The organism is Agrobacterium sp. 10MFCol1.1, assembly GCF_000381165.1.
Classification (GTDB): domain Bacteria; phylum Pseudomonadota; class Alphaproteobacteria; order Rhizobiales; family Rhizobiaceae; genus Agrobacterium; species Agrobacterium tumefaciens.
This window is the reverse complement of sequence record NZ_KB906075.1, coordinates 184,239-207,720: the sequence shown is the minus strand read 5'-3', so window position 1 is coordinate 207,720 and position 23,482 is coordinate 184,239. Positions and strand designations below refer to the sequence as shown.

27 protein-coding genes and 2 tRNA genes are annotated in these 23,482 nt (G+C 57.0%); 16 read left to right on the top strand and 13 right to left on the bottom strand.

From position 1 onward, the window contains the following. Nucleotides 1-132: 132 nt before the first annotated feature. The 6 genes from uppC to F617_RS0112230 all read left to right on the top strand — a co-directional run bounded on the left by uppC (nucleotide 133) and on the right by F617_RS0112230 (nucleotide 6,015). On the top strand, nucleotides 133-705 hold the full coding sequence (gene uppC, locus F617_RS0112255; protein ID WP_003512614.1) for a polysaccharide export protein UppC: 573 nt from the start codon (nucleotides 133-135) through the stop codon (nucleotides 703-705). A gap of 17 nt (nucleotides 706-722) precedes the next feature. Further along, a complete protein-coding gene (uppD, locus tag F617_RS0112250; protein ID WP_019565456.1) occupies nucleotides 723-1,865 on the top strand; it encodes a polysaccharide biosynthesis type 4 glycosyltransferase UppD in 1,143 nt (380 codons plus the stop codon). Between the two features lie 221 nt (nucleotides 1,866-2,086). Beyond that, the gene (gene uppE, locus F617_RS0112245; RefSeq protein WP_019565455.1) at nucleotides 2,087-3,640 is read left to right on the top strand and encodes a polysaccharide biosynthesis glycosyltransferase UppE; all 1,554 of its coding nucleotides are present in this window, start codon (nucleotides 2,087-2,089) and stop codon (nucleotides 3,638-3,640) included. Further along, nucleotides 3,637-4,878 carry a polysaccharide biosynthesis O-antigen ligase family protein UppF gene (gene uppF / locus F617_RS0112240; protein ID WP_013635932.1) on the top strand — a complete coding sequence of 414 codons (1,242 nt, stop codon included), beginning with the start codon at nucleotides 3,637-3,639 and terminating at the stop codon, nucleotides 4,876-4,878. Before uppE ends, uppF begins: the two co-directional genes overlap by 4 nt. Nucleotides 4,879-4,956: 78 nt before the next feature. Then, on the top strand, nucleotides 4,957-5,106 hold the full coding sequence (locus tag F617_RS27845; RefSeq protein ID WP_003512607.1) for a hypothetical protein: 150 nt from the start codon (nucleotides 4,957-4,959) through the stop codon (nucleotides 5,104-5,106). Between the two features lie 228 nt (nucleotides 5,107-5,334). Then, the gene (locus F617_RS0112230; RefSeq protein ID WP_019565454.1) at nucleotides 5,335-6,015 is read left to right on the top strand and encodes a hypothetical protein; all 681 of its coding nucleotides are present in this window, start codon (nucleotides 5,335-5,337) and stop codon (nucleotides 6,013-6,015) included. A 96-nt stretch (nucleotides 6,016-6,111) separates the two neighbouring features. Here F617_RS0112230 and F617_RS0112225 read toward each other — a convergent pair whose 3' ends face one another. Continuing rightward, complete coding sequence (locus F617_RS0112225; protein ID WP_003512604.1) at nucleotides 6,112-6,648, bottom strand: DUF1269 domain-containing protein; 537 nt, start codon at nucleotides 6,646-6,648, stop codon at nucleotides 6,112-6,114. 219 nt (nucleotides 6,649-6,867) lie between these two features. Here F617_RS0112225 and F617_RS0112220 point away from each other — a divergent pair. The 3 genes from F617_RS0112220 to F617_RS27840 all read left to right on the top strand — a co-directional run bounded on the left by F617_RS0112220 (nucleotide 6,868) and on the right by F617_RS27840 (nucleotide 7,717). Further along, nucleotides 6,868-6,944, top strand: a tRNA-Pro gene (locus F617_RS0112220). A 138-nt stretch (nucleotides 6,945-7,082) separates the two neighbouring features. Next, nucleotides 7,083-7,343: a hypothetical protein gene (locus F617_RS0112215; protein ID WP_003512603.1), complete on the top strand. Its 261-nt coding sequence runs from the start codon at nucleotides 7,083-7,085 to the stop codon at nucleotides 7,341-7,343. Between the two features lie 170 nt (nucleotides 7,344-7,513). Further along, nucleotides 7,514-7,717, top strand: coding sequence for a hypothetical protein (locus F617_RS27840; RefSeq protein ID WP_013635930.1), 204 nt, complete (start codon nucleotides 7,514-7,516; stop codon nucleotides 7,715-7,717). A gap of 59 nt (nucleotides 7,718-7,776) precedes the next feature. Here the strand turns inward: F617_RS27840 and F617_RS0112205 are convergent, their stop codons facing one another. From F617_RS0112205 to F617_RS0112175, 7 genes are all read right to left on the bottom strand, one after another. Then, entirely contained in the window at nucleotides 7,777-8,274 is a 498-nt protein-coding gene (locus F617_RS0112205) for a ferritin (RefSeq protein WP_003512602.1), read from the bottom strand. Nucleotides 8,275-8,390: 116 nt separating this feature from the next. Then, a complete protein-coding gene (locus F617_RS0112200) occupies nucleotides 8,391-8,846 on the bottom strand; it encodes a pseudoazurin (protein ID WP_019565452.1) in 456 nt (151 codons plus the stop codon). Next, on the bottom strand, nucleotides 8,843-9,664 hold the full coding sequence (locus F617_RS0112195) for an ABC transporter ATP-binding protein (RefSeq protein ID WP_019565451.1): 822 nt from the start codon (nucleotides 9,662-9,664) through the stop codon (nucleotides 8,843-8,845). The genes F617_RS0112200 and F617_RS0112195 overlap by 4 nt, the downstream gene beginning before the upstream one ends. Then, entirely contained in the window at nucleotides 9,664-10,713 is a 1,050-nt protein-coding gene (locus F617_RS0112190; protein ID WP_026330814.1) for an iron ABC transporter permease, read from the bottom strand. Before F617_RS0112190 ends, F617_RS0112195 begins: the two co-directional genes overlap by 1 nt. Before the next feature lie 120 nt (nucleotides 10,714-10,833). Continuing rightward, a complete protein-coding gene (locus F617_RS0112185; RefSeq protein WP_019565449.1) occupies nucleotides 10,834-11,928 on the bottom strand; it encodes an ABC transporter substrate-binding protein in 1,095 nt (364 codons plus the stop codon). Nucleotides 11,929-12,240: 312 nt separating this feature from the next. Then, nucleotides 12,241-12,795: a dual specificity protein phosphatase family protein gene (locus F617_RS0112180; RefSeq protein ID WP_003512595.1), complete on the bottom strand. Its 555-nt coding sequence runs from the start codon at nucleotides 12,793-12,795 to the stop codon at nucleotides 12,241-12,243. A gap of 138 nt (nucleotides 12,796-12,933) precedes the next feature. Next, nucleotides 12,934-13,521 carry a YqaA family protein gene (locus tag F617_RS0112175; RefSeq protein ID WP_003512594.1) on the bottom strand — a complete coding sequence of 196 codons (588 nt, stop codon included), beginning with the start codon at nucleotides 13,519-13,521 and terminating at the stop codon, nucleotides 12,934-12,936. A gap of 515 nt (nucleotides 13,522-14,036) precedes the next feature. On the opposite strand from F617_RS0112175, the gene F617_RS0112165 reads away from it, so the two are divergent. Then, a complete protein-coding gene (locus F617_RS0112165; RefSeq protein ID WP_003512591.1) occupies nucleotides 14,037-14,681 on the top strand; it encodes an exopolysaccharide biosynthesis protein in 645 nt (214 codons plus the stop codon). Between the two features lie 3 nt (nucleotides 14,682-14,684). Here F617_RS0112165 and F617_RS0112160 read toward each other — a convergent pair whose 3' ends face one another. Further along, nucleotides 14,685-14,963, bottom strand: a complete 279-nt coding sequence (locus F617_RS0112160; protein WP_013635921.1) for a hypothetical protein — start codon at nucleotides 14,961-14,963, stop codon at nucleotides 14,685-14,687. 176 nt (nucleotides 14,964-15,139) lie between these two features. Between F617_RS0112160 and F617_RS0112155 the strand changes: the two genes are divergently transcribed. After that, nucleotides 15,140-15,214: transfer RNA gene (locus F617_RS0112155), tRNA-Asn, on the top strand. 90 nt (nucleotides 15,215-15,304) lie between these two features. On the opposite strand, the gene F617_RS0112150 is transcribed toward F617_RS0112155, so the two are convergent. After that, a complete protein-coding gene (locus tag F617_RS0112150) occupies nucleotides 15,305-15,697 on the bottom strand; it encodes a DUF2934 domain-containing protein (RefSeq protein ID WP_019565448.1) in 393 nt (130 codons plus the stop codon). Between the two features lie 168 nt (nucleotides 15,698-15,865). Here F617_RS0112150 and F617_RS0112145 point away from each other — a divergent pair, with 168 nt between their 5' ends. Continuing rightward, nucleotides 15,866-16,105 carry a hypothetical protein gene (locus F617_RS0112145; protein ID WP_013635919.1) on the top strand — a complete coding sequence of 80 codons (240 nt, stop codon included), beginning with the start codon at nucleotides 15,866-15,868 and terminating at the stop codon, nucleotides 16,103-16,105. A 69-nt stretch (nucleotides 16,106-16,174) separates the two neighbouring features. On the opposite strand, the gene F617_RS0112140 is transcribed toward F617_RS0112145, so the two are convergent. The 3 genes from F617_RS0112140 to F617_RS0112130 all read right to left on the bottom strand — a co-directional run bounded on the left by F617_RS0112140 (nucleotide 16,175) and on the right by F617_RS0112130 (nucleotide 17,708). Continuing rightward, nucleotides 16,175-16,618 carry a TIGR02594 family protein gene (locus F617_RS0112140; RefSeq protein ID WP_026330812.1) on the bottom strand — a complete coding sequence of 148 codons (444 nt, stop codon included), beginning with the start codon at nucleotides 16,616-16,618 and terminating at the stop codon, nucleotides 16,175-16,177. Between the two features lie 113 nt (nucleotides 16,619-16,731). Next, entirely contained in the window at nucleotides 16,732-17,289 is a 558-nt protein-coding gene (locus tag F617_RS0112135; protein WP_026330811.1) for a methylated-DNA--[protein]-cysteine S-methyltransferase, read from the bottom strand. 131 nt (nucleotides 17,290-17,420) lie between these two features. Continuing rightward, nucleotides 17,421-17,708, bottom strand: coding sequence for a DUF982 domain-containing protein (locus tag F617_RS0112130; RefSeq protein WP_003512562.1), 288 nt, complete (start codon nucleotides 17,706-17,708; stop codon nucleotides 17,421-17,423). Nucleotides 17,709-17,897: 189 nt separating this feature from the next. Here F617_RS0112130 and F617_RS0112125 point away from each other — a divergent pair, with 189 nt between their 5' ends. The 4 genes from F617_RS0112125 (at nucleotide 17,898) to sseA (ending at nucleotide 22,685) form a co-directional block, all read left to right on the top strand. Continuing rightward, on the top strand, nucleotides 17,898-19,337 hold the full coding sequence (locus F617_RS0112125; RefSeq protein WP_019565445.1) for a deoxyribodipyrimidine photo-lyase: 1,440 nt from the start codon (nucleotides 17,898-17,900) through the stop codon (nucleotides 19,335-19,337). Between the two features lie 122 nt (nucleotides 19,338-19,459). Further along, nucleotides 19,460-20,497 carry a cysteine synthase A gene (locus F617_RS0112120; RefSeq protein ID WP_003512558.1) on the top strand — a complete coding sequence of 346 codons (1,038 nt, stop codon included), beginning with the start codon at nucleotides 19,460-19,462 and terminating at the stop codon, nucleotides 20,495-20,497. A 12-nt stretch (nucleotides 20,498-20,509) separates the two neighbouring features. After that, nucleotides 20,510-21,247: an alanyl-tRNA editing protein gene (locus tag F617_RS0112115; RefSeq protein WP_003512557.1), complete on the top strand. Its 738-nt coding sequence runs from the start codon at nucleotides 20,510-20,512 to the stop codon at nucleotides 21,245-21,247. Nucleotides 21,248-21,263: 16 nt separating this feature from the next. Next, a complete protein-coding gene (gene sseA, locus F617_RS0112110) occupies nucleotides 21,264-22,685 on the top strand; it encodes a 3-mercaptopyruvate sulfurtransferase (RefSeq protein ID WP_019565444.1) in 1,422 nt (473 codons plus the stop codon). Nucleotides 22,686-23,482 lie beyond the last annotated feature (797 nt).

The following is a 23,482-nucleotide window of genomic DNA, read 5'->3' as shown; positions in this document are numbered from 1 at the left end:
AACACAACAGTTAATTGTGACGAAGCCCACGAAATAAAGCCGATATTACCATCCTTGCGACTGGCTGTTTACCGCCCATTAACCCTAACAGAACGATAAGAATGCTCATAGTTCGACTCGGAGCCAGATGAGATGCCGCTCGCCGGATCACGACATGTCACCGCACTGACGCTTGCCGTTCTAACGGCCCTTTCCGGTTGCGCGGCATATCAACCTGCGCCCAAGGCGTTTCACGAGGGCGCCCTGCAGCCCTATCATGTCGATAGCGGTGACAGGCTGCGCATCAACGTGTTCGAACAGACCGGGCTGACAAATACCTATACGGTCGATCAGGCTGGTTATGTCGCCTTCCCGCTCGTTGGTCAGGTTCCCGCCCGAGGCAAGACGCTGCCGCAGCTCGAAGCCGCCATTGCCGCCAAGTTGCGCCAGGGTTATCTGCGCGATCCCGATGTGACGATCGAGATCGATCGTTATCGCCCCGTCTTCATCATGGGCGAAGTCGGCCGTCCTGGCCAATATTCCTACGTGCCGGGCATGACGGCGCAGAACGCCATCGCCATCGCCGGCGGCTTCACGCCACGCGCCAATCAGGCCGATGTCGATATCACCCGCAAGATCAATACCGAGGTGATGACCGGCAGGATCGGGATCACCGCACCAATTCTTGCGGGCGATACGGTCTATGTGCGTGAACGCTTCTTCTGAAAAACGGAGCGGCTGACATGGCGGATGACGGTCCTCCCCTGCGCATCATTCACTGTTTCCGCTCTCCCGTCGGTGGCGTGTTCCGCCATGTCCGCGACCTGATCGAAGAACACGTCAAGCAGGGCCACAAGGTCGGCATCGTCTGTGACAGTTCGACCGGCGGCGCGCATGAGGAACGGCTTTTCGCGCAGATCGCCCCGATGCTGGAGCTAGGGTTGACCCGCCTGCCGATCAAGCGGTCGATCAGCCCCGGCGACCTGTGGGCGCTCGTTAAGTCCTACAACCATATCAAAAGTTTGCGGCCGGATATTTTGCATGGGCACAGCGCCAAGGGTGGCGCTCTGGCCCGGCTGATCGGCTCACTGTTGCGGGTGAACAAGTATCGCGTAGCCCGCCTCTATTCGCCGCACGGCGGCAGCCTGCATTACGATCGCAAAAGCCTTAAAGGGCAGCTGTTCCTGCGTATCGAGCGGTTTCAGGAGCATTTCACGGACGCCCTGTGTTTCGTTTGCAATTTCGAACAGGAAACCTACGAAACCAAGGTCGGCAAACCACGCACCCGCACGGCGATGATCTATAACGGCGTGCAGGAAAGCGAGTTTGAAACCGTGCCCGCCCGCGAAGGGGCCGCGCGCTTTCTCTATATCGGCATGTTGCGTGACCTGAAGGGGCCCGACATCTTCATCAAGGCATTTGCCAAGATGGAACGCAGCATCGGCCAGCCCATGTCCGGCGTCATTGTGGGCGATGGGCCGGACAGGGACAAATATGCTGATATGATCGCCAAGGCCGGACTTTCGCAGCGCATTTCCATGCACGCCGCCATGCCCGCCAGACAGGCATTTGCGCTGGCGACGACTGTTGTCGTTCCCTCACGCGCCGAGGCGATGCCTTACATCGTGCTGGAAGCGCTTGCTGCGGGGAAAACCGTCATCGCCTCGCATGTTGGAGGCATAGCTGAGGTTCTGGGAGAAGACAGCGAGGCGCTCGTTCCGGCTGGAGACGCCGATGCGCTGGCAAAGATAATGGTCAAGGATGCCGAGAGCCCGGACTGGGGGAAACGGGTGATGCCCCGCCCCGACAGCTTCAAGGCGAAATTTTCAACGCCTGTCATGGCCGACGATATGATGAAGCTCTATCGTCACCTGCTTTCGCTCTAGAAACATTTCAAAAACACGATTTTTAATTGTATATTCCGCCGTCCTGTAGAAACTCATCATAAACGTTTCTTAGCATGTTTCGGCTAGTTTCCTGCTCGTAGAGCGCACGTATCCGCACGGATGCGAAAACTGTGCTCTACCACTTTGAAGTTGCGCATCGTTCCCTTCGAAAATCGATTCCGGTTTTCGGGCCGATGGGCTGGAGGGTGCGGACCAAAGCAATGACCAAGGCTGACAAGGGAAGACTTGAATTCGATCTGGCAACGTTGCGCCAGCAAATCTCCGAGCGCGATACGGGTGAGCCTTCCGCATCGGAAAGCGTTGTTCTCAATCCACTTGCACGGCAGATCGCCAACCAGCTTCGCGCCGGCAACCATTCGCCAAACATGGTCATAGGCCAATTGCGTCTTCTCGAATTTTCGATGCTTGCGATCATCGCGGCCATCGTCAACGGCATCGCTGCGCGGCAGGGGCTTGAAACCTTTCTTGCGGTTTTCGGCATTGGGGTGCTGGGCGCGGCGGTTTGCGTGTTTCTTTTGCAGGCCGGCGACTGTTACCAGTTGCCGACGCTGCGCGCGCCGCTGAAAATGTTTGCCCGCATTCAGGGCGCCGTCTGCCTGTCCTTCGTCACCGTCGCCGGCATCCTTCTCCTGTTTTTGCCAGAAGCGCTGCATTCCTGGCAGACTTTTGCCATCTGGTACGCCACCGGCGCAATCGCCATTTTCACCGGACGGCTGATCCTCGGCTTCGCCATTCGCCACTGGGGCCGCAACGGCGTGATGGAGCGTCGCGCCGTGATAGTCGGTGGCGGCGATGCCGCCAAGGACCTCATCCGCTCGCTCGAACAGCAAACGGACAATGATATCCGCATCTGCGGCATTTTCGACGACCGGAAAAGCGAGCGTTCGCCCGATGTGGTTGCCGGCTACCCCAAGCTCGGCACCTTCGCGGAACTGGTGGAATTCGCCCGCCTGACGAAGCTCGACATGCTGATCATCGCCCTGCCGCTCAGTGCCGAGGCGCGTATCCTCCAGCTCCTGCGCAAGCTGTGGGTGCTACCCGTCGATATCCGTATCGCGGCCCATGCCAACAAATTGCGTTTCCGCCCCCGCGCCTATTCCCATGTCGGCGCGGTGCCGATGCTCGACGTGTTCGACAAGCCGATACGCGACTGGGATTCGGTCGGGAAAAGGGTGTTCGACATCGTCTTCAGCATTATCGGCATCGTTCTGTTGTGGCCGGTGATGCTGGGCGCGGCTATTGCCGTCAAAACGACATCCAAAGGCCCGGTGTTCTTCAAGCAGAAGCGTCATGGCTTCAACAATGAAACGATCAATGTCTGGAAGTTCCGTTCCATGTATACGGAACTCAGCGATCCCACGGCAAAAAAGGCCGTCACGAAAAACGATCCGCGTGTCACGCCGGTCGGGCGGTTCCTGCGAAAATCCTCGATGGACGAGCTGCCACAGCTTTTCAACGTTCTTTACGGCGATCTTTCACTGGTCGGGCCGCGTCCGCACGCCGTGCACGCCCAGACGGGCGACCTGAAATATACCGAGGTGGTGGAGCATTATTTCGCCCGGCACAAGGTCAAGCCCGGTGTTACCGGCTGGGCGCAGATCAATGGCTGGCGTGGTGAGATCGACCACGGCGACAAGATCAAGTTCCGCACCGAATACGATCTCTATTATATCGAGAACTGGTCGCTGCTTCTCGATCTCAAGATCCTGTTCCTGACACCGATCCGGCTGCTCAAATCGGAAAATGCCTATTGACCCACACCGGTTACCAGCACGCACCGGATTTTGACGCACCGCTTGCCGCCATGCGGCTGGTCGGCGCGTTCTTCATTGCCTTCGGCGTCTTTCTTTCCGGCTTCGTGATTTCCGAACCGGCGCCCTACGAGCTGATGATGGTAGGGCAAGTGGCAATCTGGTTCCTGCTGGGCTTGCGCCTCTCGCGCACCGTCGTCCTGCTTCTGTGCCTGCTGCTTGCCTTCAATGTCGGCGGTTATCTTTCGCTCACCACCATGGCCAATCTTGACGAGGGGCCGCTTTATCTCGCCGTATCGACCTTTCTGGCGCTGACCTCGGTTTTTTATGCTGCCATCATCGAGGACAAGCACCAGCGGCTGCTGCTGATTTTCCGGGCCTGGCTCGCCGCAGCGTTGATTACCTCCCTGCTCGGCATCATCGGATATTTTCACGCCATTCCCGGTTTCGAGGTCTTTACCCTTTATGATCGCGCCAAGGGCGCCTTTCAGGACCCGAACGTCTTCGGTCCCTTCCTGGTGACGCCGTCGCTGTACCTGATTTACGGCCTGCTCTCCGGCAAGGCGATGCATGCGCCATGGCGGATCCTTGGCCTGCTCATTCTGTCTCTTGCCGTGTTCCTGTCGTTTTCACGCGCCGCATGGGGCCTTTTCCTGTTTTCGGCCGTGCTTCTGGTTTTCGTCATGCTGCTGAAAGAGCGTACGGCGGCATTCCGGCTGAAAATCCTCGTTCTGTTTCTCGTCGCCGTGGCATTGATGGTGGCAGCCGTCATCATCGCCCTGCAATTCAAGCAGGTAGCAGACCTGTTCTCCAGCCGCGCCTCGGCGGTGCAATCCTATGATGGCGGCCATCTCGGGCGTTTTGCCCGCCACTATCTCGGTTTCCTGATGGCGATGGAACATCCGCTCGGCATCGGCCCCATGGTGTTCGACGACATCTTTCCCGCCGCGGAACATAATATCTGGCTGAAGAGCCTGACCACGCATGGCTGGTTCGGCTTCGTCATCTATCTCACGCTGATCTGCTGGACCATTGCCGCCTGCTTCAAACTGCTGCTGCGCCAGCGGCCCTGGCAGCCGTTTCTCATCATTTCCTGGGTAACCTTTGTCGGGCATGTGATGATCGGCAACGTCATTGACACCGACCACTGGCGGCATTTCTTCCTGCTGCTCGGCATATTGTGGGGATGCATGGCTCTGGAAAAGCGCGAAAACCTGCGCCGAAGCAGAAGTGCCACCTAAAGTCCTTACCCTTACGGAACCTTACATTATTTCATGCGTTTAGCCCGCGATCATGATTGTCAAACGGGGAGACATCCTATGACGCAGACGAACAATCTCTATTTTATCATTGGCGCACTTCTGGTGGTTCTTGTCGGGCTTGGAGCCTATGTCTGGCACGAAGAAAGCAAACCGAAGGGGATCGAGATGAATATCGGCCCGAACGGTGTTTCCGTGCAGGAAAACTGAGCACTTCCAGTAAAATGCGTAGCGGTTTCATGACTGAAACCAAGGCATTGAGTGCGTCCAACGCTTCCGTTCATTAGAGACGCACTATATGTCCGCAAGCGTCGCGCAAAGTTCGGCTATTAGACCGGGTGCATCCCAAGCTTGAGACGGCTGGGGATACACCCGGTCTTCTTATGAGAGGAGACGAAAGGCGGGATCGAGAATCTTCGCCGAGCCGGTTCGGTATGCATGACGTGTATCGGCCTGATCATGGAAACAGTGAGCGCAATGGTCTCCTCCGTCGACCTGTCCACACGCATCAACTCCACCAAACTCGCACTCAAGGCCATCAAGGAGCAGGAGGACAATTCCGCTTCGACCTCCTCGCCACGAACTGCGATCCTCGACTCCTACGGGATCGACACCTCGCCCTCCTCCACCAATACGCGGCTGACACAGCTTCTGGCGCAATATGCGCAAGTCTCCGGCACTGACGCGGAGACCGACGACACCAGCACGCAGGCGCCCTCCGGCGACATTACACAGGCCAGTTTCATGACAAGCCTGAAGGCGACGCTGGAAGAACTCTCCAAGGATCCGAGCAAATCTACGCAAGCCAAGGCAATGCTGGAAGCGCTGGCCGCTGGAACGCTGACCGTCTCCGATCCGACCGAAGGCGCAAAGATAAAAGCCTGGGACGTGGAGGCCGACAAGACAACCACCTCAAAACCGGCAACCGAGATTACCACGACCGGCTGGAGCGATTTTCTGAAGGACCACCTCAAGCGCGACGGTTCGGCTTATGCAAAGACCACCGGTGGCGCCTATGTCGACAGTATTTCCGGCGACAACGCATTTTTTGGCAATGTCGGCAGTCGGTATTATTATCTGACCTGGCCGCAGGCGAAAACCGGAACGCTGACGGTTTAAGCCAACGTTTCCGGCACGGGTCGCAAAGAGCGCCGCCGCACTTTCATAGATCTGCTGCGACATGAAACATGCCGCAGCATCGTCTCTCTGCATCGCTCAGACGGCAGGTGCTGCGGCTTGTTCCGTTCCGCCGGAAAGCGCCTTTTGCAGTTGCGCTTCCTGCTCTGGCGAAAGCGAAGTTTTGATGACCCGCCCACGAAGACCCTCCAGTTCCGCCATCACCTTTTCCGGCTGCACCTTGCGGATCAGCACGAACAACGCCGAAGAGCCATTCGGGATGGTTTCACCCAGAGATTTGATGAAATCGTCGTCGATGCCGTAATCCGTCAGCGACCCCGCAAGCGCACCCGTTCCCGCACCGATCGCGCCGCCAATCGCAAATCCCGCGAGCGGATTGAGGAACAGCAGGCCAACGAGGCCGCCCCAGAGACCACCGGAGAGAAAACCGGAGCTTGCACCGATCGCCGTCAGATTGACGCTCTGCTTCAGGTGCACCTTGCCGTTTTCATCGCGAACGACGACGACGGCATCTTCCAGATCGACCAGATATTCTTTTTTCATTCCAGCAAGTTTCAGAAGGACCCGGTCGGCCTCTTCCGTTCCGTCAAAACCGACAACGACGAGTTCGGACATGTTTCATCTCCCTGAATTTCAGTTTCGCTTAGATTGGAACGCCAAAGAACACGGCAGGTTCCCGCCATGATGGAAGGATGATGTGTCACGCGTTTGACGGGCAACATCTTCGGGAAGAAAGTCCCCTACCCACCGTCCACAGCCTTTGTTCCTTTTTTCAAGAAAAGGCTATTTTCCGCTTGCGCCCTAACAGGCTTATATATAAACGGCTTTCAGGTTCGGAGCGTAGCGCAGCCCGGTAGCGCACTTGACTGGGGGTCAAGGGGTCGTGGGTTCGAATCCCGCCGCTCCGACCATTAAAAACAGATAGATAGCCAGTTCCCCCAGAGCTGGCTATAATTTTTTCAGCCACATTCTCGCCGGCGCCATGCGCGAATTGACAAGATGCGGTGTGGGTGTGCGTTTATCCAAGCCTGAGAACGAGGTGTGCTGTGATGGTCAAAAAAACAAAAATTGAACACTCGGAATTCTCAGGCGAATTTGAAGACGACGGTATCACGGTTCTGGTTGATATCTACCGGCCGGCCGGCACCCAGCAGGATTGGACGCTCGAGGTTATCAGCGAGCATGATGATGTCACCACCTGGGAAGAACCTTTCACGACAGACAAGGACGCCTGGGAAGAATTCCTGGCCACCTGTGAGAAAGATGGAATTCGCAGCTTCCTGGACGGCGAAGATCCATCCGTTCATTGACGCTTGACACTGCGGTGCGAGGCTGTGGCGGGCGCGAGTGCATTCAACGATAATTCCAGAAATATACTCTTATTGCAAAGCCTGTGACCGTCCAGAGACGGCACGCATTTGCCTTGTTGACTCTCTGCTAAAATTAGAACATTTAGTGAACAAACGAGAGGTCAACCGATATGCCCGATGCGGAAAAAATCACCCCTGTACGGCCTGACGACATAGCTGGATATGTCATCCAGTGTCATGATGGCGATGCGAAGGCGGCTGTTGAAACGCTGCTGGGCGAAATCGAACATTTGCAGGAACAGCTTTCCCTTGCGGTTGCCATCATGGGAAAAGGCTATACGCGTGGATGGACGCCGGATTTAGGAAGTGACTGAACCAGCCACAAGCTGCGTTTGATGCAGCTTGTGGAATATCAGTGAATGCTGCGCAGCTTTCAGGCCTTTTCAGCCAGTTCGCCGATTTCGCGGTCAATCAGATAAAGCGCATTGGGACCGTCACCGATCAGCTCGATCTTGCCCATTATCGTGCGGCACAGGCTGTCCTCCTCATGCTGTTCGTTCACGAACCATTGCAGGAAGGATGTGGTCGCATGGTCTTTTTCAGACCGCGCGAGATCAACCGCCGCGTTGATGGCGGCGGTGACACGCGATTCGTGTTGCGCGACAATTGCAAACAACCCCTTGATATCGTTTGCAGTGACCTGTGGGGCAGGCAGCTCGGTGAAAATAACTGGAGCTCCGAGATCGTTCAGAAAGCTGAAGATGCGGTGCATATGCTCCAGCTCTTCGGCAGCATGGCCAAGCAGAAACTTGTAGCAACCATCGAGATTGCGCTCAGCCGCCCAGGCGGCTGCCTGAAGATAGGCGTGGTGGGCGCGCAATTCGCCGTTGAGCAGGTCGTTCAATGTCGTTTCGACTAGTTTATTTGCCATTGGTTTATCCTTGTTATGGTGATTGCAGCCAATTTTTTCGTGTGGGCTGCTTCACACACCCGGCGAGCGAGATAAGAGGGATCGAGCGTCCCATCCGGTCCAGCACGGAGATGGCGTCATTGCGCCGGCGTTACCTGTGCCAGAGCCGCGTCCAGCCTTTCGCCCTTCATGACCAGTTTGGGGCGCAGCTTCTCCGCCTTTTGCCTGACCGCTTCCAGATTGACGGGCTTGCCGACCTGGATCACACCGATCATCGCCATCATCAGATGCGGCGGGCAATAATAGAGATAGACGCCTTCCTTCTCGACGGTAACGTTGAAGGCCTCATCGAGCTTGCCTTTCCAGGGCGTTACGCCTTCCGGAACGGCATAGGACTGCACGTAATGGCTGGAATTTTGCGGCACGAAGGTGATGGTGTCGCCGGGCTCTGCCTTTACATAGGAAGGCTCAAACACCATGCTGCCGTCCGTGCCGTAATTGAGCATCAGCACCTTGTGTTCGGCAGCAAAGGACGGCGCGACAGAAAAGGTTACGGCCAAAGCCGCGGCAAACGTCATCAAAAATCGTTTCATGCAATTATTCCTTCAAGGGTTTTCAAATGTTCGGGCAGCGGGTCGCCAGCCGGCTGAATAACGGGATTGCCGCGCCGGTCCCGCAAAACTTCCACCGCCACCCCGTAGGTCTCGGAAATGAGCTTCGGCGTGACGATATCTCCCGGCGCGCCAGTCGCCTTCAATGCGCCATCGGAAATCACCAGCAGGTTGTCGGCATATTGGCAGGCGAGGTTGAGATCATGCAGCACGACCAGCGTTACCCAGCCATTGGCGCGGGTTTCCTGCCGCACCAGATCGAGAAGCGCCACCTGATGTTTGAGGTCCAGCGCGCTGACCGGCTCGTCCAGCAGCATCGCCTGCGGCTCGCGCATCAGAACCTGCGCGAAAAGCGCCATCTGCCGCTGCCCGCCGCTGAGGGAGGCGATCTCCCTGCCCGCCAGATGCGCTATTCCCGCCTGATGCAGGCGTGTCATGGCCAGGTCGAGCGTCTCGTCATCAATATGCAGCGACAGACGCCCGAAACGGCCGAGTGCCACCCCCTCCAGCACGCTGAGCGCAATATCGGCCGTGGTGTCCTGCGGCATGTAGGCAAAGCCGTCGCGCCACTGCCTTATATACCGCCCCACCCTCTCCCCGGCCCGAAGGCGGCGGTCGCCGAGGCTGATCGAACCGGCAGCAAGTGGCAGATCGCCGAAGATCGCTCTCAGAAGGGTCGTCTTGCCCGTTCCGTTTGGGCCGATGACGGCATGAATATGCCCCGCCTCCAGACGCGCCGACAGCCCTTTCACAACAGTCTGTCCGCCGCGCTCGGCGGAAATCGAATCGAGAACCATCATCAGCCGCGCCTCTTCGGAGCGAAAATCAGCCACATCAGAAACGGCACGCCGACAATGGCCGTGACGATGCCAACCGGGAACAGCGCACCAGGAACGATCGATTTGGAGAGGATCGAGGCAGCCGACAGCATCAGCGCGCCGCTCAGCACCGACATGGGCAGGAAGAAGCGCTGATCCTCGCCCACAGTCATGCGGGCGATATGCGGCGCGACCAGCCCGATAAAACCGATGACGCCGACGAAGCTGGTGGCCGTCGCGGTCATGATGGCAACGATGACGAGAACCTTCATGCGCAGCCAGCGGACATTGATGCCGAGGCTTGCCGCCCGCATCTCCCCCATTCTGAGCGCGGTCAGCTTCCAGCAATCCGCCATCAGCAGGGCGCAGCAGAGGGCGGTCACGGCAGCGGTCAGGCCAAGCGTCGGCCAGGTCGCCTTGGTCAGGCTGCCGAACAGCCAGAAAAGGATCTGCTGTGACAGCTCCGGTGAGGACAGGAACTGGATGAGCGACAGCAGCGACTGAAACAGGAAAAGAAGCGCGATGCCGCCGAGAATGATGGTTTCGGTCGTCATCTGCCGGATGGAGGCCAGCGTGAAGAGAAAAAGTGCTGCGAGCATGGAAAAGACGAACGCGCCCAGCGGAACGGCAATCATGGCATCCAGCCCGAGACCGCCAAGCGCCAGTACCAGCGCCGCACCGAAACCGGCCGCTGCGGCCATACCGAGCGTATAGGGGCTCGCCATAGGATTATTGAGCAGGGTCTGCATTTGCGCGCCGCCTGCCCCGAGTGCCGCACCGACGGCAAGCGCCATCAACGCCATGGGCAGGCGAAGGCCGCGCACGATGGAATCGGTCATGGCGGCCCGTTCGCCAAGACCAGTCAGCGACTTCACCACTTCGGCGGGCGACAGCAGCGAAGGACCGGTGGCGATATCGAGAACGAGGCTCACCGCCATCAATACGAAGAAGATAGAGACGACACGCCAGCGACGGCGCTCGCGCAGCCGGTGCGCACCGATGGCCTCGGCGTTGCGGGCAGCAATTGTCATGAAAACCTGCCTGAAAGGACTGTCTGGAAAAGCGGACGCCGCAACAGCGGCGTTCGCGAGATTTCGCCACTGTGGCGGCGAAGAAAGCACGTTTCTGCGCCGCCACAGGCAAGCGCGATATCAATCCTTGACGGCGATGGCGAAAGTGCCTTGAGGCGTTAACGGAAGGTACTTCTTGTAATAGCCGAGATAGTTGGCGATCGGATCGACATCCTTGAACTGCTCGGGATATAGCTGCTTTGCGATGTACTGAACCATGGCGAAATCGGAGAGCGTGCGCGACGCACCCTGGTAGACACCGAACAGCTGGCCGTTCTTGATGGCGGGCAATTCGCTCCAGCCCTGACGGGCCTCAAATGCCTTGAGTTTCTCGCCTGCGTCTGCCGCCTTCACCGCCTGTCCCATGGGCAGCGCTGCCGGGTTTTTGTTGTTTTCGCGACCGGAAATGAAGATGGCGTCAGGCTTGGACGCCAGAACCTGTTCTGGATTGATCGGTCCCCACCATTCGACGAAGGGAGCGGCAATGTTGTCGCCGCCAGCCGCCGTGGACATGGCGCCCCACATGTTCTTGCCGTAGGTGAAAGAATATTCGGCCGGGCCCTTGTTGCCGAACTCGACATAGACCTTCGGTTTCGGCTTTCCGGACTTGGCGACCCGGTCAGCGACCTCTTTCAGCGAACCGGCATAGAAGTCGGCAATTTCCTTGCCACGCTTCTCCTGGCCGGTCAGGTCGCCAAAAAGCCGGGTCGAGGCGACGTGCCGCTCGACCGTCTGGGCGTTGTAGTCGACGACGACGACGGGAATGCCTTCTTCTTCCAGACGATCGGCATCGAGACCAAGCGCTTTGTATTGCCAGTCTGCCAGAATCACCAGATCGGGATTGAGGCTCAACACTTTTTCGACCGAGAAAGTCTGCGCTTCCACTTCACCGACATCGGCAATGTCGGCAAGCGAGGCGCGATGCGCGAGATGCATCTTCCAGTTGGCGGGTACCCAGCCTTCCCAGGCTTCGCGAGAAATGCCGACGACGGAATCATAGGCTTTCTCGCCGCCGACCGCCATGTAGTCCTCGAAGTAGAAACCGAGAACAACGCGCTTTGCTGGAAGGTCAACCTTCACTTCGCGTCCGATGACATCTGTGATGGTCTTTTGTTCAGCCATTACATAGGGGGCGGTAAAGAGAATAGACAAGAGCGATGCGGCAAGGCCGCTCATAAATGATTTTGGGGTCATGATGCGATCCAGAAGTTGAAACAACGTCGCTCTATAAAAGATGATTAAAGGAGTCAACTTAATTGTTGGATCGCATAAGTTACTAATATATAGACAAAAAATGTGATTTCCGACGAACCTTGAGAGGGAGAAAGCGGGTCGCCTGATGAAAGACAGGCTGCGTCGTTGATAACTCAACAGTTAAGAAACCAAGCGTTTGGGCCCCGTCCCGACCGTTGCGCGATCAGAACAGAACGCAAAATCCCGATTCAGGAGATCGATCAGCAATTTTGCGAACGCTATGCCCGACCGTTTTCAAAACTCGTTTGAAGCAATTGTGAAGTCGTCGGCGATCGACATGTGTTCGACATTTTCCCAGGTCTGGTCCATGGCATAGGTCTCAGACAGATAGGGGATGCCGATATGGCCGTAGCGGACGGAAAGCTGGCTCTCAGCCGCCTTCTCACCGAGATACGCGACGCGGCCGAGATAAAGCGCGGTCGCAAGGCCTGTCCTGTCCGCACCGGACTTGCAATGGATGAGGATGGGTTTCGGCGCATCACGCATGATCGCGACCAACTGGTTCACCTTGGTCATGTCGAGTTCGTGGCGGGCTGACATGCCAAAATCGATATGGGTCAACCCAAGCTCGCGCGAGGTTTTGATCTCATCCTTGTACCAGTCCTCGGATTCATTCTCTCCGCGCAGATTGATGACCGTCTTGATGCCATGGTCCCTGGTATAGCGGACCAGCTGCTCACTGCTTGGCTGGTTGGAGCGGTAAAGCTGCCCTGCCACCACCTCGTGAAAGTTGCCGAGAAGCTGGATGGCGAGGAGATAACCGCCTGCGGCAAGCACAGCAATACCCATGCCCCCCAAGGAGCACTTCCATAATCTTCGCATAATAAATCGGTTCTCTCATTGGACGAGACAACCGATACAGCTGGATTCTGACAGTAGGCTGAAAGTTATGCGACAGTATTGTAAGAGTAGAAAAACTGCGTTTCGTCAGCGCACGAAAACGTAGACCGCATAGATGGCGATGAGCGCTGCGGCCACAGCGGCGGCAATAACACCAAGGCGTTTTTCGATGAAGTGGCGCACCGGCTCACCGTATCTTTGCAGCAACCCGGCGAGGATGAAAAAGCGTGCGCCGCGCGTGACGACAGCCGAGAGAATGAACAGGCCGAGGCTGATATTGGCCGCACCGGAGAGGATGGTGACAACCTTGATCGGCGGCAGATGCGCAAAGCCCGATGTCACCAGCAGGAGAATGATAGTCTCGTAATTTACCGAATTCTTGAGCTGCTCGAAGCTGTCCAGCTTGCCATAAAATTCCAGAATTGGCCGCGCGATACTCTCGAAAGCATAGTGGCCGAGAAACCAGCCGGCAATGCCACCGAGAACGGAAGCGACCGTTGCGACGAGCGCATAAAACATCGCCTTTTTTGGCTTTGCCAGCACCATGGGCAGGAAAAGCACATCCGCCGGCACAACGAAGACGGAGCTTTCGACGAAGGCCACGATCGCCAGCCACCACACGGCGCTTTTGCGCGCGGCAAGCGCCATCGTCCAGGCATAGATGTTTTTCAGCATTTAATGTCCTCGGGAAGATCGTTTTAGACCGAAGGCAAGGCGGGAGCCTAGACATCTCAGTGGCGGTTTGTCAGCGGCGGACGTTCTGACTATCGACCGCCGCCAAATCAGGATTAGAGACAACGCAAGAGAATGGCAAATGTTGGAAGATTTATTTTTTGCGTTGCGGCAAATGAGAAAAACAAACAATTCCAGACCGCAGCGGCGGATGGTTGCTGCGATGCGAAATTTCATCCTCAGGTAGATAAACCGGCCTTTTTGCGGTAGAATAAGGTGTGGCGGAAAGAGGAGGAAGTTATCATGGACTATGTAAGCTTCATTACGTCGATCAATCCGGTCATACTGGTCATCCTGCTGATTGTTCTTCTTGCAGGCGCCTACAGCAGCTGGGTTTCCCACTGACAAAGGCGGGCAACAGCACCGGCCCGAAAAGACGCTGATTTTCCATCGGCGGTAGGCATTCGGCCGGATGAATGTTATCAAACCCGGAGTTAAAGCAACTTCCGGGAAGCCTGATGTCGAACGAATTCGCATTCACTGATACGTCTGAAAAGCTCAGCACCACGCTCGAAAAGCTGATTGGGAAACTGCAAGGTCAGACGATCACATTGCGCGAGCTGATGGAGGCAATCGGCGAACAGGGCCTGCTGCTCATCTGTGCCATAGCTTCCCTGCCCTTCCTCATTCCGGTCTCCATTCCCGGCGTCAGCACCGTGTTTGGCGCAGCGATCATTCTCGTCAGTCTGGCCATCACCCTCAACCGTCTGCCATGGCTGCCAGCCAGGATTCTCGACCGGCAGATGGAAACGGCAAAGCTGGTACCGGCACTGCAGAAAGGCGTCGCCATAGTCTCCAGGCTCGATCGCTTCATCCGCCCGCGCCTTCCGGCGCTGACGGCGGGCATCGTCGCCAATAGAGTGAACGGACTTGCGCTGATGACCGCTGGCGTGTTGCTGATGATGCCGCTCGGCTTCATTCCCTTCTCCAACACCCTGCCTGGCGTCGCCATCCTGCTTTTTTCGGCGGGTATGATCCAGAGGGACGGCGTGACCGTTCTCGGCGGGTACCTGTTTCTCATCCTGACGGCGATTTATTTTGCAGCACTCGCCTATGCCGCCTTTTGGGCCGGACAGGGCCTCAGCAGCTCGATGGGCGGCTGAGGCTTATTGTCCACCTCTATTGCGGGTGTTGCGACCATTGCGTCGCGATGCCCACCAGACTGCCAGCCGCCGCCGCCTGCGGCGAACCGCCGGCAAATCGTGGGAAAGCACGATAAGACCAAGCGGGACCATCCAGAAACCGAGGATGGGCAAAAACCCGAGCGTTCCGCCCACCACCAGCGCCGAGCCGGTGGCGATCCTGCCGACGCGCGAACGCGGCATGGCAACGCTCCATTTTCCGAGATTGAGACGACCCGTTCTGTGGTCCATTCCAAATTTCATTCCATACTGCCCTTTAACATCTGGCCTGTGGATAATTTTTTCACCGTCGATAAGCCCGGAAAATCGGGACTCCGGCGAGATAAAACAAGATGAATGCGTTTTTTTTGAAAAAAGCGCTTGGCAAATCGGAAAAGCATTTGTATTACCCCGCTCACACCGCGCCAAGCAGCGCACGTTCCCTGGTAGCTCAGCGGTAGAGCATTCGACTGTTAATCGACAGGTCGCCGGTTCGAATCCGGCCCGGGGAGCCATCTTTCCAAAATATGGCATGATGAGCGAGATGCCGCAGCATTCGCTCTATATCGATCTTGGCATAGGCGCGAAGCTGGGCGTTATTGACCTCAGGTCTTCTTCGCCACACGCTTCGTCGCAGTAGACGCGTTGGTGAGTGCCGGCGGATCACTTGCCGGGAAACTTTCCTCCAGGCTTTCGGTCAGGTCGTCGTCTCTTCGGCTGGTCTCCGCTTTTTGCTCTTTCTGAAGAGATTTTACCGCTGGTGATTTGGCATTTTTTGCCGAAGCCTTATCCGCATTCACCTTCTTCTGGACCAAGGGCTTGGCGGCAGCGGGTTTCTTCGCGCCATTTTTGCCATTGGTCTTTCCGGTTTCTGTGCTTGCCGAGACCTCCCGTTCCGCCTCCATCCAGTGGCGTTCGTGATGTCCCTCCGGCCTGCCTTCCCTCTCCCATATTGCGCGGGCTTTTTCGCGGATTGCTGCTTCGCGATCATGGTTCATAACGTCCTCCTCTTTGCGTCGCATCGGCTTTGACTGTGCCAATTGAAAAACAGAAATGGCCGGAAATTGTTCCGCGTCCGGAGATTGCGCATGCGCATTTCCCTAAAAAAGGGAACCCTACTCACTGCAGGATCGTTTGTCCGGCAGGAACCCGCAGGAGGACCATCCATGAGCGATCCGAAACAGAAGAAAAATGAACCTCTTGATATCAAAGACGAAGATTTGCCGCGTTTCGAAACCGACAGCGAACTCAAATCTAAAGAAAGTGAGATTTACCCCGATGAATCGATAAGCCTGCGCGCACGCCGTCAGGCAGCGCGGCAACACGAGGATGCCTTCATCGTCGCCACAGACCTTGAGGACGATGACCAGCGCGATGCGGCACCCGGCACAAGGGAACAGCCATAGGGGCCTTAAAACGCATAAGGCGGGCCACAGCCCGCCTTTATAAGGATCGTCGTAAAGTTGGTCAGGTCTTCAGCGACGCACGGAAACGATGGCCTTGCGGTTGAAGTTCGACACCTGCACCCGGCCGGACTGATTGCCGCCGAGAATTTGCGCTGTCTTGCCGCTCATGCTCTTCAATATTCCGGCGTGATAACCGCGGCCGTTGCGAATGACGACAACATCGCCCGGTTTGGCGGCGGCGACGGGAACGGCATAACCGAATGACGTCCAGGATTTTGCAAATCCGTAGGATTTGGGAGATGCGCGCCCGGCCTTGCTGGCAACGGCATGCAGGAACAGGCCACACCACGGTGTGCTGCGGGGATTTGCCCCAAGAATATTCTTCAGGCTCTTGTTGTTTTTGGATTCATGCAGTCCGGCGTATTTTTCAGCCTGGTTCAGCATGCCAGCCGACGCGGGTGCCACGACTGTAAAAGCCAATGCAGCGGATAGAATTAACGCGGATACTCTCAAACGTCTCGCCCTTATGTTAGAGGGCGTCCGTGTATTGTGACAATTTAGCGACAATTTGACGAGAAAAGGGCAGAAATCAGACGGCTATTCATGTGGACTGATCTGTCATTGCTTTAAAACAGGCTGCCCTGTGCACCGTCAGCACGGCTGCGGCCGGCATTTTCGAGATCCAGCATACGTAATTTGGTGTTCGTTCCGCCCGGCGCGGAAAAGCCACCCAGCCGACCGCCAGCCGCCAGAACACGGTGGCAGGGAATGATCAGCGGCACGGGATTTTTCGCCATGGCCTGCCCGACGTCGCGGGCCTTTTCCATGGAGAGGCCCAGCGTTTTTACGATACCGCCATAGGTCGTCGTGCGGCCCCAGCCGATATGCCGTGCCACCTCATAGACATCTAGAAAGAACCGCTCCTGCCCAGCAAGATCAAGTTCCACGGGCGTAAAATCAATCTCTTCACCATCGAAATAGCGGGTAACCATCGCAATCGCCTCACGGGCGCGTATGTCGGGTACAGCAATGGAAGATGACGGCAGGCGTTTCTGGATAAGTTTTTCGGTTTCACCGGCATCTGCGCTGGGCAATTGCAGACGGGCGATACCGCGCTCTGCCCATGCGAGGCCGCAATGGCCGAGAGCTGTCGGGAAAACAATATAGCCGTAGTGGTTGGTCATTGCCGTATTCATCCGCTTTGCACGCGCACGATGCCATATCCTGCGTTCGACACAACCCGTTTCTGGCGGCGGATAAAACAAGGCCACCCGGCTTTACGGGTGGCCTTTCACATCTTAATCCCGGAACGCTGTCAGGATGCAAGTTTACCCTGATCTTCCACCTTGTTTCCTGCCTCCAGGAGGCATTGCGCCTGCCGGCTTGCGGTAACGAAGGCGGCGCGCGCAATCTCTCCAGCCACGTCCCCCATCAGCGAGGCGCGGCACAGACGCAGGGCCTGCTCATGCGCCTTGTCACCGCGTTGTGGCCATTCGTGCTGCAGAAAATCGAAGGCCTCGTAAACGCCGTTGAAAATCCGGGGAGCACCGTTTTCCAAGGATATGGTAACAGGCTTTTCCCACTTAACGTCTTTCAGCAACATTGATTGTACTTCCATGCTCTATTAACCAGCGAAAAACGCCGGCTCCTCCAGTTGGTTCCCTTCACTTTCGGTTTCAAGGTCGAAAAAATAGCCCTCGAAAAACCATGTGCCTCCAGCTTTCCATTCTACGCGATTTGAGGAACAAAGCGTTTCAACACTCGTTCAAGCGGAAGTGAACCGGATCCCTTCATGCCAACAAAATCCTCTCCTGTTATCGTCTGGTTCCGCAAGGACTTGCGCCTGGCGGACAATCTCGCCCTTCTCGCAGCTGTGGAGCATGGCGGCCCCGTCATACCGCTCTATATTCGTGAGACATCCAGCGGCCCGCTTGGCGGCGCGCAGGAATGGTGGCTTCACTATTCGCTTGCCTCTCTTTCCGCGGCGCTGGAGAAATGCGGCAGCCGTCTACTTCTCAGGAGCGGCAACGCAGAGGAGACGCTGCGCCGGCTGATAGCCGAAACCGGCGCGGATGCAGTCCTCTGGAACCGTCGCTATGAGCCGACCGGCATGGCAACAGACAAGACACTAAAAGAGGCGCTTGGGGACGACGGCCTGACAGTTCGCAGCTTTGCCGGACACCTGCTGCATGAACCATCCCGGGTGCAGACCAAATCCGGCGGTCCCTACCGGGTCTACACGCCCTTCTGGCGGGCTCTGGAGGGCGGCGAGGAGCCACATACGCCGGCGGATGCACCGCAGAGCCTGAAGGCACCTGAGACATGGCCAAAATCGGAGAAACTCGATGATTGGAAGCTTCTGCCGGTCAAACCGGACTGGGCCAAGGGTTTCAGCGAGATATGGACACCCGGTGAAAATGTCGCGAGGGAAAAACTCGATGATTTCATCGATGGTGCCTTGAAAGGTTATGAGGAAGGCCGCGATTTTCCGGCGAAGGACGCCACGTCGCTTCTTGCGCCGCATCTGGCGCTCGGCGAAATATCGCCCGCCGCCGTGTGGCATGCGACGAAGGGGCTATCACGCCATATCCCGTCCAACGATATCAGCCGTTTCCGCAAGGAACTCGTCTGGCGGGAATTCTGCTACCATCTACTGTTCCACTTTCCCGAGCTGGACGAGAAAAACTGGAACGACAGTTTCGGCGCCTTCGGCTGGCGGGACGATGACACATCCTTCAACGCCTGGACGCGTGGCATGACGGGTTATCCGATCGTGGATGCCGGCATGCGGCAATTGTGGAAACATGGCACCATGCACAACCGGGTGCGCATGATAGTGGCATCCTTCCTCATCAAACATCTACTTATCGACTGGCGCAAAGGAGAGAAGTGGTTTCGCGATACGCTTGTTGATGCCGATCCGGCCTCCAACGCTGCCAACTGGCAGTGGGTGGCGGGTTCGGGCGCGGACGCCTCGCCGTTCTTCCGCATTTTCAACCCCATATTGCAGGGGGAGAAATTCGATGCCGAGGGAGACTACGTGCGCCGCTTCGTGCCGGAGCTTGAAAGGCTTGAGCGAAAATACATCCACAAGCCGTTTGAAGCACCGAAAGAGGTGCTTAAAAAGGCGGGTATCGAGCTCGGCAAGACCTATCCCCTGCCGATCGTCGACCATGGGAAGGCACGGGAAAGAGCACTTGCAGCCTATGCCGAAGTGAAGAACAACGCATAAAATTGGGTATCGGCAAAATTTTGCGTGGCGAAGCCTAAGGCGGGAAGATAATTTCTTGCCTTGAGGCGGTTGTAACGGGACATAACGGCACCTAATTTCCGCTCAGACAAGAAGGCTCAATCATGACCATTCATCCCTCTGCGCTCAGTGCTATCGGCAACACGCCGCTTATCCGTCTGAAAGCTGCCTCTGAAGCGACGGGGTGTGAAATCCTCGGCAAGGCGGAGTTTCTCAATCCCGGCCAATCGGTAAAGGATCGCGCCGCGCTTTACATCATCCGCGATGCGGAACGGCGCGGACAGCTGCGGCCGGGCGGCACCATCGTGGAAGGCACGGCAGGCAATACCGGCATAGGCCTGTCGCTGGTGGCCAATGCGCTCGGCTACAAGACTGTCATCGTCATTCCCGAGACGCAAAGCCAGGAAAAGAAGGATGCGCTGAAGCTTCTCGGCGCAAAGCTGGTCGAGGTTCCGGCGGCACCCTATTCCAACCCGAACAATTACGTGAAGGTTTCCGGCCGCCTGGCAAAACAGCTGGCCGCGACGGATGAAAACGGCGCGATCTGGGCCAACCAGTTCGACAATATCGCCAACCGTCAGGCCCATATTGAGACAACGGCACCGGAAATATGGGACCAGACGGACGGCAAGGTCGATGGTTTCATTTGCTCCGTCGGTTCCGGCGGAACGCTTGCGGGCGTGGCTGACGGCCTGCGCGATTTCAATCCCGATATAAAGATCGGCCTTGCCGACCCTGAGGGCGCCGCCCTCTACGAATTTTACAAGCATGGCGTCCTGAAGTCGGAAGGCTCCTCTATCACCGAGGGCATCGGACAGGGGCGCATCACCGCCAATCTGGAAGGCTTCGCGCCGGACTTCTCCTATCGTATTTCGGATGCGGAAGCCCTGCCGGTGCTGTTCGATCTGGTCACGAAAGAGGGTCTTTGCCTCGGTGGCTCCTCCGGCATCAACATTGCCGGCGCAATCCGCCTTGCCCGCGAGCTTGGTCCGGGGCATACAATCGTGACGATACTTTGCGACTACGGTAATCGTTATCAGTCGAAGCTGTTCAATCCGGATTTCCTGCGCTCCAAGGGGCTTCCGGTTCCCCAGTGGCTGGCAACGAAAAGCGAGATTGCGGTTCCGTACGAAACCGTTTGAGGACATGCCGAAATGCCTGTGAATGCCCTGTTCCGTGACGATTTTTATCTTTCCACCGCAGAAGCGATCGTCACGGCGGTGCATGAGGATGGCGGCATCGAGCTCGACCAGACCTGCTTTTACGCCACGTCCGGCGGCCAGCCGGGCGACAGCGGCTTTCTCGAGCGGGCCGATGGTTCGCGCATCGAACTCGGCATTACCAAAAATGGCGCCGACAAGAGCGTTATCATCCATGTGCCGCTGGAAGGTCAGCCTTCCCCCGAAGTCGGTGAAAAACTGACCCTGCACGTAGACTGGCCGCGCCGTTACAAGCTGATGCGCATGCACACGGCCTGCCATCTGCTATCAGTCGTCTGCCAGTGGCCAATCACCGGTGCTGCCGTCGGCGAAGACGAATCGCGCGTCGATTTCGACATGTCGGAAACCATCGACAAGGATGAAGTGACGGCAAAGCTGATGGAACTGGTGAAAGCCAACCATCCCGTTTTCCTGCAATGGATTACCGACGAAGAACTTCAGGCCAATCCGGGCATCGTCAAATCCAAGAATGTGCGCCCGCCAATCGGCCTTGGCCGGGTCAGCCTTGTCTGCATCGGCGAAAATTCTACCATCGACAGCCAGCCCTGCGGCGGCACCCATGTTTCCGAAACGCAGGAAGTGGGCGATATTCACATTGCCAAGATAGAAAAGAAGGGCAAGGAGAACAGGCGGTTCCGCATTCGTTTCGGCACGCCTGAAGCTGCTGCCTGAAATCAGGAGAGACATCGTGAGCACGGATAAGAGCCGTTTCGTCGTTTCGGCGGACTGGGTAGAAAAGCAGCTCGGCACGGCCGGGTTTCGTCTCGTTGATGCCTCGTGGTATCTGCCGGCGCATAAACGCAACGGTGCGGAAGAATTTGCGGCGGGTCACCTGCCCGGTGCCGTGTTCTTCGATCAGGACAAGATCGCCGATCATGCAACCGGATTGCCGCATTCCCTGCCCTCGCCGGAGTTCTTTGCGGAACAGGCGGGAGAGCTTGGCCTCAGCGACACCGATACCATCGTGGTCTATGATGGCCCCGGTTTCTTTTCCGCACCGCGCGTGTGGTGGATGCTGCGGGTGATGGGCGTGCGCAAGGCCTACGTGCTGGATGGCGGTCTTGACGGCTGGAAGCGCGAAGGCCGGCCGCTAGAAACCGGCACGCCGGAAATCGAGCCTGCCACCTTCACACCCGATTTCAACGAAAAGCGCGTGACCTCGCTATCGACCATGCGCGGCATCGTTGACAGTGGTGAAAAGCAGATTGCCGATGCCCGCGGCGCGGGACGTTTCACCGGCGACGAGGCCGAGCCGCGTGCCGGCATGCGTTCGGGCCATATGCCTGGTGCTCGCAGCCTGCCCGCCACCGCATTTTCCGAGAACGGCCACTTCAAGGACCTCACCGCCATCCGCAAGATGGTGGCGGATGCCGGTATCGATCTTGGCAAGCCTGTGGTGACGAGCTGCGGCTCGGGCGTTACCGCCGCCGTCATTATGCTGGCGCTGGAATCGCTCGGCCACCAGGATAATTCGCTCTATGACGGTTCGTGGTCGGAATGGGGTGGACTGGAAGACACGCCTGTTGTCACCGGCCCTGCCGAACCTCTTCCCGTGGTGTCACATGGGCCGTTGAAGGCGCATGTCACGCAGCTTGAAATGACGGCGCCGCCGAAGGTCAGCCTTGCTATCCCCGTCAACATCCAGACGGCACTGATGCGGGTCACCGATATTCCCTTGCACTTCTACCGCTACATGTACTGGCGGGTGGGAAAACGTTGGCACTGGCAGAAACGCATGCGCATGAGCGATGCGGAACTGTCCGCCGTCCTCAAGGACCCGAAGAACAGCGTCACCGTCCTTTATATGAATGGTGCACCCGCCGGTTTCTTCGAGCTGAACAAGGCAAGCGACGAGGTAACCGAGCTTTCCTATTTCGGGCTTCTCGAAGAGGCAATCGGTGCTGGCGTCGGCAAGTGGTTCCTGTTGCAGGCGCTTTACGCCGCCTGGCAGGACAATCCGAAGCGCGTGACGGTGACCACCAACACGCTTGACCATCCCCGCGCGCTGCAACTCTACCAGATGATGGGATTTTCGCCTGTTGGTACCTATGAGGCCTGGGTAGAGCCGCTGTCCGATACGGAGCTTCTGGAAATCTCGCTGCGCAACTGAGTTGCCGGCGATTGAGAGCGACACGCGTCATTCTTCGGTCGCGTGTGATCCCTTCTCCCTCATTCCTGTGCTCGTCACAGGAATCCAGCCAGCCCAAGTCCTTGGGCTGGAAGTACGCTCTCGCCGCGCAGACGCGCGTCGGCTGGATTCCTGTGACAAGCACAGGAATGAGGGTGGGGGAAGCGTCAACGCAGAAAACCGCTACCCGGTGTTGTCAGGACACCCTGAACGGTGCAGAAATCAACCTTTATCGATTATCAGATGTGTGGCTCCCTCACCCGCCACCGTCCCGGTACAGCGGTAACCGAGGGCGGGCAGGTCCAGCCCCTCGCAGAGACTTTCGCCCCTACCGAGAAACACCGGCGCCGATGAGGATATCCTTGCCCACACTCCAGGGGTAACCTGAGAGGGAATAAGCACTGTCTTTAGAAGAGATATTTTACAAAAAATACTTAAATTTCATGTACTTAATACAATATATAGCGTATAATTAGGTCAATAATCAACGCATCCAAGAGGCGCGCAATGAAACTGAAAAACGGCTTTAATCTTCGGTTATTTTGTGGTAAAATTGCTATGAAAATCAGATACTTAGCGATCCTTCGCAAGGAGGCAGCAATCTCTCCGAAGACCGCTCGACAAGCTCGCTTTGCTGCCTCCTTGCGAAGGACAGCGGAGTAGCGTATTTTTTAATAAAAGTCAATATAGTTCGGAAAAATATCCCACCTTACTTTAGCTTTCTCTTACCTAGTCTTGCCTGTTCTTTATACCGAACCCGAGACCATTCGCCTCTATAA

Coding starts and splice junctions, on each gene's coding strand:
- F617_RS0112205 (WP_003512602.1), bottom strand. CDS start 8,274: ATGGCAAATAAACTAGTCGAAACGACATTGAACGACCTGCTCAACGGC.
- F617_RS0112115 (WP_003512557.1), top strand. CDS start 20,510: ATGCCTGTGAATGCCCTGTTCCGTGACGATTTTTATCTTTCCACCGCA.
- F617_RS0112180 (WP_003512595.1), bottom strand. CDS start 12,795: ATGGGTATTGCTGTGCTTGCCGCAGGCGGTTATCTCCTCGCCATCCAG.
- F617_RS0112150 (WP_019565448.1), bottom strand. CDS start 15,697: ATGAACCATGATCGCGAAGCAGCAATCCGCGAAAAAGCCCGCGCAATA.
- F617_RS27840 (WP_013635930.1), top strand. CDS start 7,514: ATGCCCGATGCGGAAAAAATCACCCCTGTACGGCCTGACGACATAGCT.
- F617_RS0112160 (WP_013635921.1), bottom strand. CDS start 14,963: ATGAAATTTGGAATGGACCACAGAACGGGTCGTCTCAATCTCGGAAAA.
- F617_RS0112120 (WP_003512558.1), top strand. CDS start 19,460: ATGACCATTCATCCCTCTGCGCTCAGTGCTATCGGCAACACGCCGCTT.
- F617_RS27845 (WP_003512607.1), top strand. CDS start 4,957: ATGACGCAGACGAACAATCTCTATTTTATCATTGGCGCACTTCTGGTG.
- F617_RS0112145 (WP_013635919.1), top strand. CDS start 15,866: ATGAGCGATCCGAAACAGAAGAAAAATGAACCTCTTGATATCAAAGAC.
- F617_RS0112175 (WP_003512594.1), bottom strand. CDS start 13,521: ATGCTGAAAAACATCTATGCCTGGACGATGGCGCTTGCCGCGCGCAAA.
- F617_RS0112215 (WP_003512603.1), top strand. CDS start 7,083: ATGGTCAAAAAAACAAAAATTGAACACTCGGAATTCTCAGGCGAATTT.
- F617_RS0112195 (WP_019565451.1), bottom strand. CDS start 9,664: ATGATGGTTCTCGATTCGATTTCCGCCGAGCGCGGCGGACAGACTGTT.
- F617_RS0112135 (WP_026330811.1), bottom strand. CDS start 17,289: ATGACCAACCACTACGGCTATATTGTTTTCCCGACAGCTCTCGGCCAT.
- uppD (WP_019565456.1), top strand. CDS start 723: ATGGCGGATGACGGTCCTCCCCTGCGCATCATTCACTGTTTCCGCTCT.
- uppE (WP_019565455.1), top strand. CDS start 2,087: ATGACCAAGGCTGACAAGGGAAGACTTGAATTCGATCTGGCAACGTTG.
- F617_RS0112225 (WP_003512604.1), bottom strand. CDS start 6,648: ATGTCCGAACTCGTCGTTGTCGGTTTTGACGGAACGGAAGAGGCCGAC.
- F617_RS0112130 (WP_003512562.1), bottom strand. CDS start 17,708: ATGTTGCTGAAAGACGTTAAGTGGGAAAAGCCTGTTACCATATCCTTG.
- F617_RS0112185 (WP_019565449.1), bottom strand. CDS start 11,928: ATGAGCGGCCTTGCCGCATCGCTCTTGTCTATTCTCTTTACCGCCCCC.
- F617_RS0112200 (WP_019565452.1), bottom strand. CDS start 8,846: ATGAAACGATTTTTGATGACGTTTGCCGCGGCTTTGGCCGTAACCTTT.
- F617_RS0112190 (WP_026330814.1), bottom strand. CDS start 10,713: ATGACAATTGCTGCCCGCAACGCCGAGGCCATCGGTGCGCACCGGCTG.
- uppC (WP_003512614.1), top strand. CDS start 133: ATGCCGCTCGCCGGATCACGACATGTCACCGCACTGACGCTTGCCGTT.
- F617_RS0112165 (WP_003512591.1), top strand. CDS start 14,037: ATGTCGAACGAATTCGCATTCACTGATACGTCTGAAAAGCTCAGCACC.
- F617_RS0112230 (WP_019565454.1), top strand. CDS start 5,335: ATGACGTGTATCGGCCTGATCATGGAAACAGTGAGCGCAATGGTCTCC.
- F617_RS0112125 (WP_019565445.1), top strand. CDS start 17,898: ATGCCAACAAAATCCTCTCCTGTTATCGTCTGGTTCCGCAAGGACTTG.